This is a genomic window from Nocardia sp. CA-107356, from assembly GCF_050946365.1.
In the GTDB taxonomy this organism is placed as follows: Bacteria; Actinomycetota; Actinomycetes; order Mycobacteriales; family Mycobacteriaceae; genus Nocardia.
On record NZ_CP191992.1, the window covers coordinates 3,488,341 to 3,504,333 of the forward strand.

Annotated in this window: 18 protein-coding genes; 7 read left to right on the plus strand and 11 right to left on the minus strand. The window is 66.1% G+C overall.

Features of this window, described 5'->3' with window-relative positions:
• Position 1 precedes the first annotated feature (1 nt).
• Genes ACQP1G_RS15665 through ACQP1G_RS15675 form a run of 3 tightly spaced genes read right to left on the minus strand, consistent with a single transcriptional unit; the run spans position 2 to position 3,023 of the window.
• Complete coding sequence (locus tag ACQP1G_RS15665; RefSeq protein WP_433204272.1) at positions 2 to 1,216, minus strand: sugar ABC transporter permease; 1,215 nt, start codon at positions 1,214 to 1,216, stop codon at positions 2 to 4.
• Positions 1,213 to 1,950 carry an ATP-binding cassette domain-containing protein gene (locus ACQP1G_RS15670; RefSeq protein WP_433204275.1) on the minus strand — a complete coding sequence of 246 codons (738 nt, stop codon included), beginning with the start codon at positions 1,948 to 1,950 and terminating at the stop codon, positions 1,213 to 1,215. The genes ACQP1G_RS15665 and ACQP1G_RS15670 overlap by 4 nt, the downstream gene beginning before the upstream one ends.
• Positions 1,947 to 3,023 carry a sugar ABC transporter substrate-binding protein gene (locus ACQP1G_RS15675; protein WP_433204278.1) on the minus strand — a complete coding sequence of 359 codons (1,077 nt, stop codon included), beginning with the start codon at positions 3,021 to 3,023 and terminating at the stop codon, positions 1,947 to 1,949. Before ACQP1G_RS15675 ends, ACQP1G_RS15670 begins: the two co-directional genes overlap by 4 nt.
• A 129-nt stretch (positions 3,024 to 3,152) precedes the next feature.
• On the opposite strand from ACQP1G_RS15675, the gene ACQP1G_RS15680 reads away from it, so the two are divergent.
• Entirely contained in the window at positions 3,153 to 4,328 is a 1,176-nt protein-coding gene (locus ACQP1G_RS15680) for an ROK family transcriptional regulator (RefSeq protein WP_433204281.1), read from the plus strand.
• Positions 4,329 to 4,352: 24 nt separating this feature from the next.
• Here the strand turns inward: ACQP1G_RS15680 and ACQP1G_RS15685 are convergent, their stop codons facing one another.
• Together ACQP1G_RS15685 and ACQP1G_RS15690 are read right to left on the minus strand one after the other, a co-directional pair.
• On the minus strand, positions 4,353 to 4,544 hold the full coding sequence (locus ACQP1G_RS15685) for a hypothetical protein (RefSeq protein ID WP_433204284.1): 192 nt from the start codon (positions 4,542 to 4,544) through the stop codon (positions 4,353 to 4,355).
• Between the two features lie 80 nt (positions 4,545 to 4,624).
• A complete protein-coding gene (locus tag ACQP1G_RS15690; RefSeq protein ID WP_433204287.1) occupies positions 4,625 to 5,449 on the minus strand; it encodes a class I SAM-dependent methyltransferase in 825 nt (274 codons plus the stop codon).
• 137 nt (positions 5,450 to 5,586) lie between these two features.
• On the opposite strand from ACQP1G_RS15690, the gene ACQP1G_RS15695 reads away from it, so the two are divergent.
• Both ACQP1G_RS15695 and ACQP1G_RS15700 read left to right on the plus strand, forming a co-directional pair.
• On the plus strand, positions 5,587 to 6,327 hold the full coding sequence (locus ACQP1G_RS15695) for a PP2C family protein-serine/threonine phosphatase (RefSeq protein ID WP_433204290.1): 741 nt from the start codon (positions 5,587 to 5,589) through the stop codon (positions 6,325 to 6,327).
• Positions 6,328 to 6,380: 53 nt separating this feature from the next.
• A complete protein-coding gene (locus tag ACQP1G_RS15700) occupies positions 6,381 to 7,358 on the plus strand; it encodes a quinone oxidoreductase family protein (protein ID WP_433204293.1) in 978 nt (325 codons plus the stop codon).
• 20 nt (positions 7,359 to 7,378) lie between these two features.
• Here the strand turns inward: ACQP1G_RS15700 and ACQP1G_RS15705 are convergent, their stop codons facing one another.
• Both ACQP1G_RS15705 and ACQP1G_RS15710 read right to left on the minus strand, forming a co-directional pair.
• Entirely contained in the window at positions 7,379 to 8,680 is a 1,302-nt protein-coding gene (locus ACQP1G_RS15705; protein ID WP_433204296.1) for a carotenoid oxygenase family protein, read from the minus strand.
• Positions 8,681 to 8,707: 27 nt separating this feature from the next.
• Complete coding sequence (locus ACQP1G_RS15710) at positions 8,708 to 9,268, minus strand: hypothetical protein (RefSeq protein WP_433204299.1); 561 nt, start codon at positions 9,266 to 9,268, stop codon at positions 8,708 to 8,710.
• 93 nt (positions 9,269 to 9,361) lie between these two features.
• Here ACQP1G_RS15710 and ACQP1G_RS15715 point away from each other — a divergent pair, with 93 nt between their 5' ends.
• The 3 genes from ACQP1G_RS15715 (at position 9,362) to ACQP1G_RS15725 (ending at position 11,429) form a co-directional block, all read left to right on the plus strand.
• The gene (locus tag ACQP1G_RS15715; RefSeq protein WP_433204302.1) at positions 9,362 to 9,880 is read left to right on the plus strand and encodes a PadR family transcriptional regulator; all 519 of its coding nucleotides are present in this window, start codon (positions 9,362 to 9,364) and stop codon (positions 9,878 to 9,880) included.
• A gap of 185 nt (positions 9,881 to 10,065) precedes the next feature.
• Entirely contained in the window at positions 10,066 to 11,172 is a 1,107-nt protein-coding gene (ald, locus tag ACQP1G_RS15720; protein WP_433204305.1) for an alanine dehydrogenase, read from the plus strand.
• Between the two features lie 35 nt (positions 11,173 to 11,207).
• Positions 11,208 to 11,429 (plus strand): hypothetical protein, encoded by a 222-nt coding sequence (locus ACQP1G_RS15725; RefSeq protein WP_433204308.1) that lies wholly within the window; start codon positions 11,208 to 11,210, stop codon positions 11,427 to 11,429.
• Between the two features lie 87 nt (positions 11,430 to 11,516).
• On the opposite strand, the gene ACQP1G_RS15730 is transcribed toward ACQP1G_RS15725, so the two are convergent.
• Entirely contained in the window at positions 11,517 to 12,062 is a 546-nt protein-coding gene (locus ACQP1G_RS15730; protein WP_433204311.1) for an Lrp/AsnC family transcriptional regulator, read from the minus strand.
• Between the two features lie 323 nt (positions 12,063 to 12,385).
• Here ACQP1G_RS15730 and ACQP1G_RS15735 point away from each other — a divergent pair, with 323 nt between their 5' ends.
• The gene (locus ACQP1G_RS15735) at positions 12,386 to 13,243 is read left to right on the plus strand and encodes an EamA family transporter (RefSeq protein ID WP_433204313.1); all 858 of its coding nucleotides are present in this window, start codon (positions 12,386 to 12,388) and stop codon (positions 13,241 to 13,243) included.
• Positions 13,244 to 13,339: 96 nt separating this feature from the next.
• Here ACQP1G_RS15735 and ACQP1G_RS15740 read toward each other — a convergent pair whose 3' ends face one another.
• The 3 genes from ACQP1G_RS15740 to rbsD all read right to left on the minus strand — a co-directional run bounded on the left by ACQP1G_RS15740 (position 13,340) and on the right by rbsD (position 15,959).
• Positions 13,340 to 13,909 (minus strand): DJ-1/PfpI family protein, encoded by a 570-nt coding sequence (locus ACQP1G_RS15740; RefSeq protein WP_433204316.1) that lies wholly within the window; start codon positions 13,907 to 13,909, stop codon positions 13,340 to 13,342.
• A 60-nt stretch (positions 13,910 to 13,969) separates the two neighbouring features.
• The gene (locus ACQP1G_RS15745; RefSeq protein WP_433204319.1) at positions 13,970 to 15,364 is read right to left on the minus strand and encodes an amidase; all 1,395 of its coding nucleotides are present in this window, start codon (positions 15,362 to 15,364) and stop codon (positions 13,970 to 13,972) included.
• Positions 15,365 to 15,569: 205 nt separating this feature from the next.
• Positions 15,570 to 15,959, minus strand: coding sequence for a D-ribose pyranase (gene rbsD, locus ACQP1G_RS15750; protein ID WP_433204322.1), 390 nt, complete (start codon positions 15,957 to 15,959; stop codon positions 15,570 to 15,572).
• Between the last annotated feature and the right edge of the window lie 34 nt (positions 15,960 to 15,993).

Here is a 15,993-nt window from a genome sequence, read left to right on the forward strand (position 1 = left end):
TTCAGCGGGTCCCTTCGGCTCCGCGCCGAGCCACCGAGTCGATGGCAACCGATACGGCCAATACTGTGCCCGTGACCATGAAACGGACGGACGAGTCGACGTTCAGCAGCAGCATGCCGTTCGTAATCGATTGGATGACAAGGATTCCCAGCAGCGCCGCATAGGCGCGTCCGCGTCCGCCGAACAGGCTGGTGCCGCCGATGACCGCCGCCGCGATGGCATTGAGCAGAATATCGCTGCCGCCCGAACTCTGGTTGACGGCCACCAGGCGGGACGCCGCGAGGATGCCGCCGACCGTCGCGAGCGCGGAACATCCGACGAACGCGGCGAGCCGCACCCACGTGACATTGATTCCGGCGCGGCGCGCGGCCTCGGCATTGCCGCCGACGGCGTAGACGCGCCGACCGAAGACGGTGCGCCGCAGCACCAGATCGACGGTGAGTACGAGCCCGCCGAAGATCACCAGGGTCAACGGCACCCCGCGATCGGAATTCAGCACTACTACGGCGGCGGCCAGCAGCAGTGCCAGCGCACCCGAACGCACCGCGATCCACCCCGGAGCCGATACCGTCAGCTCGGCCCGCATCCGTTGCCGCCGGGTGAGCACACTCGCGACCAAGTGACCACCCGCGAGCAGCGCCACCAGCAGCCACGCCAGCCACGGCATCAGCCAGGTATCGCTGATCTTCGCGATCCCGCGATCGAACGGCAGATTGACGGTCCCCTCCTTGCCGAGCAGATACAGCATCAGCCCCTGCCAGCCGATCAATCCCGCCAGCGTCACCACGAACGACGGCATGCTCAGCTTCGTCCGCATTGCCCCGTGCAACAGCCCGATCGCCGCGCCGACCGCGAGTGCGGCGAGCACGGCGAACACCGGATGCCAGCCGTGGTGCACAGACAACTGCGTCATCACCACCGCCGTCAGCCCGCTGACCGATCCGGCGGACAGGTCGATCTCACCGAGCAGCAGCACCAGCACAATGCCGAGTGCGATGGTCCCGGTCGCGGCCATCTGCAAGGCGAGGTTGGTGAGATTCTCCGCGGACAGGAAGTGCGCGTTGAGCCGATTGAAGACCACAGCGATGACGACGAGCCCGACCGCCACCGGGATGGATCCGACATCACCGCGACGCAGCCGGTCGGTCGCCGCATCGGTCCACCCGCGCAGCGGATTGCCTTGCAGTGCAGGTTGTTTCATAGCGATCTCACTCATCGCGCGGCCCCCGTGATCGCGGCGACAATGGTCTGCTGACTGGTCTGCGCGGTCTCGAACTCACCGGCATTGCGGCCCAGCCGCAAGACGACGACGCGATCGCTGACCGTCCGGACATCGACCAGATTGTGCGATATCAACAGCACCGCGAGGCCGCGCTCACGCAGGCGTCCGATCAGCGCGAGCACCTGGGCCGTCTGTTCGACGCCGAGTGCCGCGGTCGGTTCGTCGAGGATCACCATCTTGGGTTGCCCGAGCAGCGCCCTGGCGATCGCGACGGACTGCCGTTGCCCGCCCGAGAGCGCGGACACCGGCGACCGCACATCCTTGATCTTCACATCCAACGACTGCAATAGATCCCGCGCGCCGCGCTCCATCGCGATCTCGGAGAGCACACTCAATGTTCTTGTCTCCGTGCCGAGATGAAGATTGGCGACCACATCGAGGTTGTCGCACAGTGCGAGATCCTGGAATACCGTAGTGATCCCGAGCGCCTGCGCATCCTGCGGCCGGGTGATTCGGACCGGGGCTCCGGCGAAGGTGATCTCCCCCTCATCGGCGACGATCGCCCCGGAGATCACCTTCACCAGCGTCGATTTGCCCGCGCCGTTGTCACCGACGAGCGCGACCACTTCACCGGCCCGCACCTCGAGATCAGCACCGGCCAGTGCCTCTACCGCACCATAGCGCTTTGCGATGCCGCGGGCCGACAGAACCGTTGTCGCCGTACTCATTTGAGTCCCGCGGCTTGGCATGCCGCCGCGACGTCGGGCGTGCAGATCTCGGCGACCGAGTAGAGACCGTCCTTGACGATGGTGTCCTTCAGGTTGTCCTTGCTCACCGCGATCGCATCCAGCAGGAACGACGGGATTTTCGCGGAGCCGTTATCGGTTGTCGCAGGGGCCGAGGGCTTTTCGCCCCTGCCGAGCGCGACCGCGAGTTCGGCCGCCTGTTCGGCCTGGGCGCGGTAGTTGAGGTAGATGGTCATCGTCTGTTCGCCGGTCAGGATCCGTTGTACGGCGGTGAGTTCGCCGTCCTGACCGGTCAGCGGCGGCAGCGTCGCATAGCCCGCCCGCTTCAGGGCCGCGATCACACCGCTGGCCATACCGTCGTTGGCCGAATAGACCCCGACGATGGAATCCTTGCCGAGTGCGGTGATCGCCTGCTCCATCTCCTGCTGCGCCTTATCCGGCGACCAGTCGGGAGTGTCGAATTCCCTGGCGACCTTCACCTTTCCATCCAGTGCCGCATGCGCGCCCTGCTTGTAGTCGCCCGCACTCGGATCGGTCGGCGCGCCGTTGATCATCACCACCTGCCCTTTGTCGACGGTGCCGCGCTTGGCCAGCTCGGCCAGCAGGGCCTCGCCCTGCACCTTGCCGACCTTCACATTGTCGAAGGAGACGTAGTACTCGTAGCCGATGCCGGAGATCAGCCGGTCATAGGCGATCACCGGGATCTTCTTCTGTTTGGCCTGATTGACCTGCGGTGCAACAGCATCGGCGTTGACCGCGTCGAGGACGATGACATCGGCGCCCTGGGTGAGCGCGGATTCGAACTGGCCCTGCTGTTTGGCCGCATCCTGATCGGCGTTGAAGTAGAGCACCTTGCAATTTGCGCACAGCTGCTCGGTCTTCGCTTCGAACAGCGGCCGGTCGAAGGCCTCGTAGCGGGTGGTCTTGGATTCCGGGAGCAGTAACGCGATCGTCGGGTGGTCGCCACCCGACTTCGAGTCGCCGTTGCCGGAGCTACAGCCTGCCGCCAGGACGAATGCGGCTGCCGCCGCGGTGATGAGCAGAATTCGACGCATGAGAATCACCGTGCCGAGAGGGATTTGAAAGGTGCGCCCGGTTGAGCGTTGATAAGAAAGGTAGTTTACTAACCACGGAGTGTCCAGTAGTGAGCGAACGAACCATGTCACGCACGCGGAGGAGGATCAGTGAGTAAGGTCGGCAATCCCCAACTGCTGCGCACGATGAACGAGCGGCTGCTGCTCGACCGCCTCCGGGTGCACGGGCCGTCCTCGCGCGGCGAACTGGCCAAGGCGAGTGGACTGTCCAAACCAACCGTCTCGGCGGCGCTTTCGGGCCTGGAAGAGGCCGGATTGGTGCAACTCATCGGCTCGCTGAGCGGTCGGCCCGGACCGACGACGGCGATCTACGACGTGAATGTGCGCGCCGGTGTGGTGGCCGGAGTCGATATCGGCCGCCACTGGGTCCGGCTCGCGATCGCCGACCTGCGCGGTGAATTCATCGCCCGCCGCGATATCCGCAACTCGGCGCGCTCCGCTGTCGACCTGGTGCGCCGCGTCCGCTCGCTGGCGCACAAGGTCGCAGCTGACGCCGGAATGGATTGGACAGCAGTGCATTACGCGGTGATCGGCAGCCCGGGTGTGCTCAACCCCGCCACCGGTCGGCTCGACTACGCGCCGAATCTGCCCGGTTGGGGCCGGTCCGGACTCGTCGGGCAATTGCGCGATGCCCTGGAAGTCGAATCAGCGATCGAGAACGACATCAATCTCGCCGCCGTCGGGGAACTCACCTTCGGCGCGGGGGCGGGCGTGCGCAACTTCGTGCTGGTCTCGATCGGCACCGGCGTCGGCATGGGCATCGTGATCAACGGCGAACTCTATGTCGGCAATACCGGCGCCGCGGGCGAGGTCTCGTTCCTACCTGCCACCGAGGTCGACGCGGCACCCGATGACGCCCGGCACCGTGGCATGACCGAAACCGTCGCCGCCGCAGGCGGAGTTACCCGCACCGCGCGGCAGGCCGGGCTGAGTCCGGCCTCGGCGAAGGAGATCTTCGCGGCGGCCGCGGCCGGCGAGGCACGGGCGCGTTCGGTCGTCGAGGCCGAGGGCCGCCGCATCGGCGCGCTCATTACCGCGGTCGCGGCCATCCTGGACCCTGAACTCGTCGTGCTCAGCGGCGGCATCGGCCACAATCTCGACCTGCTCGGTGACTCGATCGCCCGCCGGATGGCCGAACTCGGGCCACTGCGTCCGCGCATTGTCGCCAGTACGCTCGGCGAGGACGGTGTGCTCAGTGGTGCGGTCTCGCGCGCACTCGATGTCGCGCGGGATCGGCTCTTCGATCGGCGCGCACAGGGCGCGTGATGTGAGGGTTGGGCCTCGGGGCGATTACAGCACCCCGATGGCCTTGAGTAGTAGCAGAGTCAGGCCCGCGGTACCGGCGAAGGCGACGCTGCTGTCGCGGATCACGATGCCCGTGGGCGAGCCGCTGACCTTGGAGAGGACTCCGGAAATCACCGCGACGACGACGCCGACGAGCACGGCGACGACAACGAACAAGACCTGAACGGTAGTGGACACTCGACGCTCCCTCGATCTGGGTCGTCGCAGTGTAAATAGCGCGGCGGCTATCGAAGAGCAATTCGTGGTCCACGGCGCGGCTAGACCGGTTTGAGTGCCGCCAATCCGTACAACAACGGGAGGATGGGGTCCGCTGGCGGCAGTCGGAACCAGTCGTTGCCGGTCCGGATCATCTGCGGCCAGCGCGGCCACGGCAACATCTCGGTTTCGGTGAGATCGGTGATCCGCAGACCAGCGCCGATCAGCGCGTTGATCACCTCGCCGAGGCCGTGGCGCCACTCGTAGACCGTGGTATCGGTGGTCAGTGCCGGGCCGTCGGTGTAGGTATGGTCGCTATCGCGGCGTTGCGCGCCCCGGCCCTCGAGGTAATCATCGTGCAGGACAAGCGAATTCGGGTCGACACTCGGCGGTGGGGTGGGGCCGAGTGCGTGCAGCAGCGGGTGGAATTCGACGATATAGACCAGGCCGCCCGGGCGTAGGAGGTCGGCTAGCACGGTCGCCCACCCGGCCAGGTCCGGCAGGTAGCAGAGGGCGCCCTTGCCGGTGTAGACGATGTCGAATTGCCTGTGCGCCACCGCATGCGGCGCGTCGTACACATCGGCGCAGACGTATTCGACAGCGTCCCCGGCGAGTTCGCGGGCGTGCCGAATGGATGCGGGGGAGAAGTCGAGACCGACCGCCCTCGCCCCGCGTTTGGCGAATTCGACCGTCTCGGTGCCGAGATGGCACTGCAGATGCAGCACGTCGCGGTCGCGCACGTCACCGAGGGCATCCCATTCGAAGGGAGCGAACCAATGCGAGGAGTCGTGATTGCGATAGAACTGGCTGGCCGCGTGGATCGGTGCGCGCGCGTCCCAGTTGCCCCGATTCGCCAGCAGCGGATCGAGGCCGTCGTCGATATCCACCGCGTCATCGTATGGCGATTCACAGGATTCCCACGGGAAATTTTGGCACGCTCCTTGGAATATCGCGGTTCACTGGAGTAACGACAGTTGTGCGGATCGGCAGCATTGGGGCAGGTCCAGCCCGAGGAGGTCAGACCGTGCATACCACCGCTTCGATCGCCATCGTCCGGCCCGAGCCGATGCATCTCGGCGGCATCATCCCTGGTGCGGTGAGCAGAAGGGGGCGGCGTTCGCTCAACGCCGACGCCTTGGCCACCTACACGGACCCGGCCGTCGGGCGCACCGCCTTCGTCGTCGCCGACGGCGTCGGTGACAACCTGCTCGCGGCCAGGGCGGCACGCACGGCCGCCTCGGTCGCCGCACGGATGGGTGCGCGCGGTGGTGCGGTGGCGGGCGTGGTCGCGGCCCAGCAGGAAATGCTGCGTCAGTTCCCGGAGCAGCAAGCCGACTGTGTGCTCGTGATCGCGGTGCTGCCCGCCGCTGGACAACCCGATGGACCATGCGATATCGCGTGGGTCGGCGACTGCCGCGCCTACCGCTGGAACGGCCGGGTGCTGCATCAGATCACCACCGACCACACCGTCGCCGAGTTCATGCGCGCCAAGGGGGTTCGCCCGGCTGAGCGGATGGACCACCTCGTCACCACCTCGACGCGCACCGTGCGCCCGGCCGCCATCGGGCGCGCCGCCACCGGATCGAGCCGCGGCCGACTGCTCTTGAGCACCGACGGTGTGCACAAGCGACTCGATATGGTCGCGATCAAGGCGATACTCGCTGCCGGCGACGCACCGGGCGCCACCGCGGAAGCATTGGGGGACAGCGCATTACAGGCCGGGAGCACCGATAATGCGACAGCACTCGTCGTGGACTGCCGATAACCGCCTTTCCTGCTAGAACTGACTCGACAATGTGCCGAGTGGAGTGTGGGGTTATGCGGGCGATTCAGATCAGTGAACTGGGCGGACCTGAGGTGTTGCGAGCGGTGGAGCTGGATGCTCCACAGCCGGGGCCTGGTGAGGTCGCGATCGATGTCGCCTACGTCGGGGTGAACTTCGCCGATCTGCAGGCGCGTTCGGTGGGGTATCGGGTCACCGAGCTGCCGTTCGTGCCGGGACTCGAACTCTCCGGACGGGTGCGCTCGATCGGCGCGGGTGTCGACGGGTTCACGGTGGGGCAGTCGGTGGCGGCGATCACCGAGGGCGGCGCGTACGCCGAGGTTGCGGTGGTGAACGCCGCGACGGTGTTCCCCGTGCCCGATGGTGTCGACTTGCGCACCGCCGCAACGCTTCCCACCGTGCTGCCGACCGCCTATGCCCTGGTGAACACCGTCGGCAAGCTGCAGCCGGGGGAGACGGTTCTGGTGCAGGCCGCTGCGGGTGGGGTGGGCACCGTGGTGGGGCAGGTGGCCAAGCTCGCGGGCGCGGGCGCGGTGTACGGCGTGGTCTCCAGCGAGGCCAAGGCCGAGTACGCGCGCAAGCTCGGTTACGACGATGCCTTCCTGGCCGAGACCTTCGCGGCCGACGTTCAGGAGGCGACCGGTGGCCGTGGTGTCGATATCGTGCTCGATCCGGTCGGCGGCCAGATGTTGCGGCGCGCTCTGGAATCCCTGGCGATGTTCGGTCGGTTGATCTCCTACGGCAACGCCAGTGGTGAGCCGGGCTGGCAGATCGGCCAGCCCGAGCTCTACCCGAGAGGACTCTCGATCTCCGGATTCTCGATCCTCGGACTCACCGCCGATGCGCCGCAGGTGTTGCGGGAGATTGCCGATCGAGCCTTCCGTCTGGTTACGACGGGCCAGGTGGAGCTGCCGATCACCGCGGAGTTCCCGCTGGCCGAAGCCGCCGAGGCGCACCGCCTGATGGGCAGTCGCACCTCGACGGGCAAGCTGGTCCTCGCGGCCAACGGCTGACGGTCAGCTCCGCTGCACCGTCAGTGGTCGGCGAGCCAGCTTCCGTGGAATCCGTAGGGCACTCGACTGGGTAGGTGGATGGTGGCGACCGGTCTGGCGGCCAGGTCGGTTGCGTCCAGGATGACGAGGTCGCTGCGGTCGGAGTCGGCGTTGTAGACGTAGGTCATGAGATAGCCGTCGCCGCCGGGGTGCTCGTCGGCGGGTGCGAAGGCGGCCTCGGCGGGGCTGCGGCCGGGGCCGAATTCGTGGGCCGTGCTCGCGCCGGTGTGCAGGTCGTAGCGGATCAGCGCGCCGCTGTCGCCGGAGACGGTGGCGTGGCCGAAGCGAGTGTCGAGCCCCGCGAGGCGATCGTCGATGCGGGGGAATTCGGCGCGGCGGTCGTCGAGTTGTTCCTCGGTGACGGTGCCGGTGGTCAGATCGATGGTCCAGCGCCAGAGGCTCGCGTGTTCGTAGCTGTGCGAATCCTGCCGCCACATACTGGGATAGCGCATCACGTGCAGCACGATCCGGCCCGGTTCGTCGTGGGCATTGAGCGCGTGGAAGACATAGCAGGGATCGATCGGGAACCACCGCACCGCGCCGTGCGGATCGTCGCGGCGCAGCACGCCGAGCCGGGCCTGGTAGTCGTCACTCCACCGATAGGGCATGCCGCCGCCGGATTGCGCGGTCTCGAGGTCGAAAACCACAGGCAGGTCCATGAATACGACATGCCCGGCGGTCAGGTTGAAGTCGTGGTGCATGGTCGGCGCCGGCACGTCGATGGGGCGGCTGAGCAGCAGATTGCCCGCTGCGTCGGCCCGGTGGTAGGTCAGGTAGGGCTCGGCAGTGCCGTAGCCGAAGAAGTGCAATTCACCGGTGGTTGGGCAGGTCTTCGGATGTGCGGTCATGGCAGTGCGCAGTTTGCCGTCGAAATCGTAGGGTCCGACGGTGTCCAGCTCGCAGGTCAATTCGTATGGGTAGGACGATTCGACCAGTGCCAGGGTGTGTCCGGCGTGCCGGATGACGTGGGTGTTGGCGAGTCCGGCCGTGAGGTCGTGATTGCCATCGGCGTCACGGGCCTGTGCGCCGTCGGTGAAGGTGGCGGTGCGGACCCAGCGGTTGCGATAGGAGACCGCGCGGCCCCGCTCGAGCCGCACGCCGTGCACCATGCCGTCGCCGAGGAACCAGTGCGCGGAGGCGGCGGCGTGCGGGTTCGGGCCGTTGCGTAGATACCAGCCGGTCAATTCGGCGGGAATCGTTCCGGTGACCGGTAATTCATAGGCAGTGAGCTCTTCGGTGACGGGGGCGTAGTTGCCGGTGAGGTATGGAACCGAGGTGGTCATGATGGGCGCCGATCTGGTCAGGGATTTTTAGGATGCGGACTCGTTGAGCGAGTTCGTCTTCGCCTGGTTGTAGGCGACGTAGCGGAGGGTGAAGATCACCGGCAGGGCGAAGGCGAGCACCTGGACGGTGGTGCGCAGGCCCGACGAGGAGTGCGCGAGGACGGTGAGCGCGATGCAGCCGACGACGAAACTCGCGGTCCATACCGAGGTGATGACGTAGTTGATGCGGATGAAGCCCGGGTTATCCCACACTTCCTGCGGTGTGGTCTGTTTGGCGATCGGCAGCGTGAACGGCATGCGCACGGCCAGTGAGGCGCCCGCGATCAGGGCGAGCACGCCCGAGGAGAGTGCCGGGGTGTAGGGGTGCAGTGCACTGTCCGGGTCGACGAAGGCGAGCACCGTCAGCGCCGCGAAGAAAATGACGGAACCGATGTCGATGACCATGGCTTGCACGCGTTGACCTGCCCGGATCTGGTGGGCGATGCCGAGGACCGAAACGCTGAAGGCGGCCAGCGCGGCCCACTGCCAGTGCTGCGACGGGACCGCCGCGAAGACGATCCATGGGGCGAAGGTACGCAGGTGCGACATTCCGAAGACTCCTCGGGTGACATTCCAATTTTGACATGTCTAAAATAGAAGCTTCTGTACCGACGTGTCAATAGTGGAAGGTAAGGTGATGGCATGAGTCTTCGGTATGCCCTGCTCGGACTGCTGGCTGATCGTCCGGCCAGCGGCTACGACCTGCTGCAGCGCTTCAAGGAGTCGCTGGCCAATGTCTGGCCCGCCACCCAGAGTCAGATCTATACCGAGCTCACCAAACTCGCCGACGCGGGCTCGATCGAGGTGTCCGACGAGGGGCCGCGCGGGCGCAAGGAGTACACGATCACCGATGCGGGCCTGGCGGATCTGCGCGAGTGGCTCACCACGACCAAGCCGAAACGGTCGGCGCGCAATGAAACGCTGTTACGCGTCTTCTTCCTCGGTGTGGTTCCCGCCGCGTATGCCCGTGACTATCTCTCCGGTATCGGAACCGAGACATCGAAGGCCAGGGAGGAACTGGCCGCACTCGAGGCATCGATCGACTGGGAGGACAACGACCTGTCCGTCTACGGCCGCATCGCGATGGAGTGGGGTAAGCGTTTCCATGCGATGAACAAGGAGTGGGCCGAGTGGGCCTTGACGCAGATCCCCGAGCGCTAGCCGAATATGTTTCGGATCGGCGGGGCGGAGAGTTCGGAAATCTGAATATCGGGATGGATGCTCAATTGGTTTGAGAACTATCTTCACTAATATGGACCTGATCTTGCAGGATCTTCATACTAACACCGAAGTGATCGAACAGATCACATGTCGCCAATCCGCCGGATCGACGTACAGGAGTGTTGATGAAGATCGGAATTCCCCGCGAGGTCAAAAACCATGAGTACCGGGTCGCGTGTACCCCTGCGGGTGCGCACGAGTTGGTCGCGCGCGGACACGAGGTATATATCGAGGCCGGGGCCGGTCAGGGCTCGGCGTTCGAGGATATGGCGTACGCGGCCGTCGGGGCGCGGGTGCTCGACAGCGCCGATGCGGTCTGGGGTACCGCGGATATGGTGCTCAAAGTGAAAGAGCCGGTGGCCGAGGAATATTCGCGGATGCGCGCGGGGCAACTGCTGTTCACCTACCTGCATCTGGCCGCGTCCAAGGACTGCACCGATGCGCTGATGAACTCCGGGATCACCTCGATCGCCTACGAGACCGTGACCGGGAAGGACGGGTCGCTGCCGCTGCTCGCGCCGATGAGCGAGGTCGCGGGACGGCTGGCGCCGCAGGCCGGTGCGTACCACCTGATGCGCAGCGGCGGTGGCCGCGGCGTGCTGATGGGTGGTGTGCCGGGTGCGCGTCCGGCCAAGGTGGTCGTGCTCGGTGGTGGTGTCTCGGGCAGCAATGCCATTGCCATCGCGGTCGGCATGCACGCGGAGGTGACCGTACTCGATCTGAATATTGCGCGCCTGCGCGCGCTGGACGAGCAGTACCGGGGTCAGGTGCGCACCATCATTTCCAACAGCTTCGAGGTGGACAGCCTGGTCCGGGAGGCCGATCTGGTGATCGGCGCGGTGCTGGTGCCGGGCGCGAAGGCACCGACCCTGATCTCCAATGATCTCGTCGCACAGATGAAGCCAGGGTCGGTACTGGTCGATATCGCCATCGATCAGGGCGGCTGCTTCGAAGACTCCCGGCCGACCACCCATGCCGAGCCGACCTACCGGGTACACAATTCGGTCTTCTACTGTGTCGCCAATATGCCCGGCGCGGTGCCCTACACCTCGACCGTCGCCCTCACCAATGCCACACTGCCGTATGCGATTTCACTGGCCGATCGCGGCTGGCGCGATGCGGTCGCCGCGGATCGGGGGCTGGCCGCCGGTCTGAGCACGCACCGCGGCCAACTGCTGTCCGAATCCGTCGCGGCCGCACACAATTACGCCGCCGAGACCCTCGCTGCCTAGGGCCTCGTCCGGAAAGGCCGACCGGGAGACAAGCTGTGACCGCCAAAAGATGGTTCCCGCCCGAAGATGATCTGCACCTGCGGATCTGGATGGCCGGTGTGGTCTTCGACTACACTGCCACCGCGGCAGCGGTGCGCAATCTGATCCACGATTGGCGGCGAAAGCACTGGTGCACAATCGAATTGATTCGCGAAACCGTCGAAGAATGCCGGCTGCTACCGCGTCTGCCGTGCGAGCGCTTGTTCATCGGGCCGTGACCGGCAGCGCCGGCCGAGCACCGCGACAGAAGGTGTGGCACCGAACTCTTCGACTACCGGGTCAACCTTTCCGGGCCAGGCACTGGCCTAGGGTATCGGGCGGGTTCTGGGTCGCACATGTTCGAAGATGAGGATCGTCTCGGTCGAGGCGACGGCGGGATGTGCGCTCAGATGCTCCAGCACGAAGACCCGTAGTCCCTCGGAGTCGGCCGTGGCGACATGGATCAGATAGTCGTCGGCGCCCGCGATGAAGTAGACATTCAGCACCTCGCCGAGTTCGGCCAATTGTTCGCCGAACTCGGCGAGGTGCGGCCGCGCGTTGGCGTGTACCCGAACCGCGATCATGGCCTGTAGATTCCGGCCGAGCGCGGCCGGGTCGATATCGGCGTGGAACCCGCGGATCACCCCACGTTCCACCAGCGCCCGCACCCGTCCCAGACACGTCGACGGTGCGATACCCGCGACATCGGCGAGCGCGCTATTGGTCATTCGCCCGTCCCGCGCGAGCTGATCGAGCAGAATCCGGTCGATATCGTCGAGCGGAACGGCCGGTCGAGGCGGATTCCGGACAGCGGCGGCCGGACCTATCGGTGAATCAATCTTCCTCACGGACCCAACTCTATCGAAGATCATTCGACGTAGGCGATGCCCGGAAACAGATGTTCGGCGATCGTTCCTCGGTGTGAACCCGATCCGGCCGTGGCGATAGGATCGGCCGGTGGATATCTATTGGCATGCTGTTACGCCGCCGCCGTGCGCCTGATCGGGCGCACCTGCTGAATCTCTGATTTCGCGGTCCCGGCTGACCTCATGGGCGGCCTCGGGGTGATGTCGTGCGCCCGTTTCGAATCCCTATCGAATTCGATGACGGAAGTGCATGGACCTTGTCTGATATCAAATCTGTTGGTGTGGTTGGGCGTTCGGGTGTTCGGGCGCGATCGCCGTTCAGTGGGCCGGTGCCCATCTTGGTCGCGGCGGTGTTATGGGGGACCACCGGGACCACCAGTTCGCTGGCTCCCGCGGGTGCGCCCGCGGCGGCGATCGGGTCGGCCGGGTTGGCGCTCGGTGGGCTGCTGCTGTATCTGTCCACTGGCGGTACGCGTTTGGTGTGTACGCGCGGCGAGTGGTGGCTCGTTATCGCCGGTGCGCTGGCCGTCGCGGGGTATCCGATCACCTTCTATCCGGCGGTGGCGCGGACGGGCGTGGCCGTTGCCACGGTGATCGCGCTCGGTAGTGCGCCGGTTTTCGCGGGACTATTGGCCTGGGTTGCCGGGCAGGGCAGGCCGACCGGACGGTGGGTCGGTGCCACCGCGGCGGCGGTACTCGGATGTGCGATGCTCGTGCTCGGGCCCGAATTGATGGGTGGAACCGCACCCGTGGACTTGCTCGGCATCGTGCTCGCCGCCTTCGGTGGGCTCACCTACGCCGTCTACTCGCTCATCGGCGGCAGGCTCATCGCGCACGGGCATTCGTCGAATGCGGTGCTGGGCACGATGTTCGGCATCGCCGGGGTGTTGGTGCTGCCGGTTGTGTTGGGCACGGACACAACCTGGTTGCACTCCGGGCGCGGCATCGCGGTGGCGCTACATCTCGCGGTGTTCACCACGTTCGTGGCCTACCGCCTGTTCGGTTACGGGCTACGGCATACGACGGCGCAGGTCGCGACGACGTTGACGCTGGCCGAGCCCGCCGTCGCGGCGGTGCTCGGCGTGGTCGTCGTCGGTGAGCGGTTGCCGATCGTGTCGTGGTGCGGACTGGCCGTGCTGGCACTCGGGCTCGCATTCCTGGCACTCGGCGGGCGCGAGCGGCGCTGACAGCGTGCGCGACGCCGCCGTTTCGCGGCTACCGGTTCGCTTGGGCCAGTGCGGATTCGGCGGCGTCGAGTGCGATCTGGGGCTCGGCGCCAGGTCTTATCGAACGGGCGCGGGCGCTTTGGCGCGCAGCACCTCCATGAAGGCCCGCATCCACAGCGGGTGGTCCGGCCAGGCCCGGCCCGTCACGATATTGCCGTCGACATAGGCAGGGTTGTCTTCCCATTGCGCGCCAACGGCATTCAGGTCGGGTGCCAACGCCGGGTAGGCACTCGACGAGCGGCCGGTGAGTGCGCCGACGGCGATGAGGATCAATGGGCCGTGGCACAGCGCCGCGATCGGTTTGTCCTCGTCGACGAAATGTTTGACGACTCTGCGGCACTCCGCATCGCCGCGCAGGTATTCCGGGGCGCGCCCACCGGGCAGTACCAATGCCGCGTACCGGCTCGGGTCGACATCGGCCAGCGCGATATCCGCGGGCCAGGTGTGCCCGGGTTTCTCGGTGTAGGTATCGAAACCGTCGACGAAATCGTGCACCACGAACTGCAACTTCTTGGCGGTGGGGGCGGCCACATGGACCTCGTACCCCTCCTCGAGCAGCCGCTGGTACGGGTACATGACTTCCAGGTCTTCGGCCGCGTCTCCGGTGATCAGCAACACGCTTGTCACGGCACATCACCTCCGGCTGAATTTTATCGGCAATCGCCGGGAAGGCAGGGGCTTTCGGGACTAAAGCGGACTCGGATGCGGCCGGACCTGCTCGAGTTGCGCGGCCACGGACAGGATGGTCGGCTCGCCATTGGCCGGTGCGACCAGTTGTACCGAGAGCGGGAGGCCGTCGGTCGCGATGCCCGCCGGCAGCGCGGCGGCCGGATGTCCGGTCACATTCCACAGCCCGGTGTAGGCGACCATCGGGATCGAGGCAACCTGCGCTCGGACGGTGTTCGCGCCGTCGAGGACACCGACCCGGGGCGGGCGGTGCGCGATGGTGGGGGTCAGTAGCAGATCACAGTGGTCGAAGATGCGATCTGCTTTGCGGGCCAAGGCTTCACCGCGGCGCATGGCCCATTCGACAACCGGCTGACGCGCCCACGCACCGACTGCGACGGTCTGGCGGGTGCGGCGTTCGAGCCGTTCCGGATGGTCGACCAACGGGATCTCGGCGCGTACGCCGCCATAGAACTGCGGGTAGAAGGCGAACGTGAAATCCGGGTAATCCGGATCGACCTCGATGACTGTATGGCCCAGCTGCGTAAGGAGTTCGGCGGTGTCGTGGACCGCGCGCACATGTTCTGGATCCGGTCCGGCCAGCATCGTATGCGATTTCGTGCTGACGCCGATGCGCAGACCGGTGAGTGTGCGCCGCGCCGCATCCTCGAAGGACAGCACCGGATCGGGGGCGTGGAATCGGTCGGCCGGTGTGCAGCCGCGGATGACGTCGTAGACGATCGCGGAATCCAGGACACCGCGCGTCAGTGGGCCGAGCACGCCGAGTGCCCACCACAGGTGCGCGTTCGGTGCGGTCGGCACTCGTCCGCGCTGGGTTTTCAGGCCGAAGAGCCCGCAGCAGGCGGCGGGAATCCGGATCGAGCCGCCGCCGTCGCCGCCGAGCGCGACCGGCACCAGCCCCGCTGCCACCGCCGCGCCGGAACCACCGCTGGAGCCGCCGGTGGAACGGGTCCGATCCCACGGATTGCGGGTCAGGCCGTAGGTGCTGGATTCGGTATAGGGCCACTGACCGAATTCCGGCATAGTGGTCTTGCCGACGATGACCGCGCCTGCCGCCCGCAAACGCCGCACCACCTCGGCGTCGGCGGCCGCCGGGGTGGTGTTGGCGCGCGTGCCGAAGGTGGTCACGACGCCCGCGACATCGATTTCGTCCTTCACCGCGATCGGGATGCCGTGCAGCGGCCCGAGGTCAGCGCCCGCGGCGCGCTGCTGGTCGCGTTCGATGGCTTCGGCGATGGCCTGTTCGTGCATTACGCGGGTGAAGGCATTGAGTTCGCCCGCCTGTTCGATCCCGTCGAGGGTCGCTTCGATGAGTTCGCGGGCCGATAGCGCCCCTTGTTCGAGCAACTCCCGTTGTTCCCGCACACTGGAGGCCACGACCTCGCGAAGGTCCATCTCCACCGCTCCTCCCGACCCACACGTCGTGTTTTTCGAGCGAGCTGCGAGCAGTCGCCAGGCAGGCGTGACCTGTGGAATCAATCATTGATCCGAGCACCCGACAGTAGTTAGTCAACTGACCATTCTGCAATCGATACGTTGGTCACGGCCGCAGGGTTCAATATCGCCGGTATCAATATTTCGCAGTGCCGGACGCGGTGGGCTACAACCACGGCACCCCGGCTCGGAGCAGCACATTGGCGTAGGGCCGGGCCTCGCCGGTTCGCACCACGAACCGGCAGGCGCCGATGCGCTGCTTGAAGTCGTCGTGGTCGATCAACTCCGCGTGCAGGCGGTGGCTGAGCAGGTTCGCGGCTTCCGGGTTCTGGTCCGCGACGTCGCGGCTACCCCAGGCGGCTTCGACGGTGACCTCGTCGAGTATCAGGTCGAGGATGGGCTCGAATCGGGGGAATCCATAGCTGATGCCCAGGTCGATGACCGGCACGCCGACCGGTGTCGGCAGACCGGAGTCGCTGACGGCGAAGAGGTCGGTGTGGCGCAATGCCGTGAGTGCCGATAGCAATTCGGCGTGAATTAGTCCGCTGGTGCGCAAGGTTCTGGTCCTTCTCGAAAGGGGTGGTGCCCGG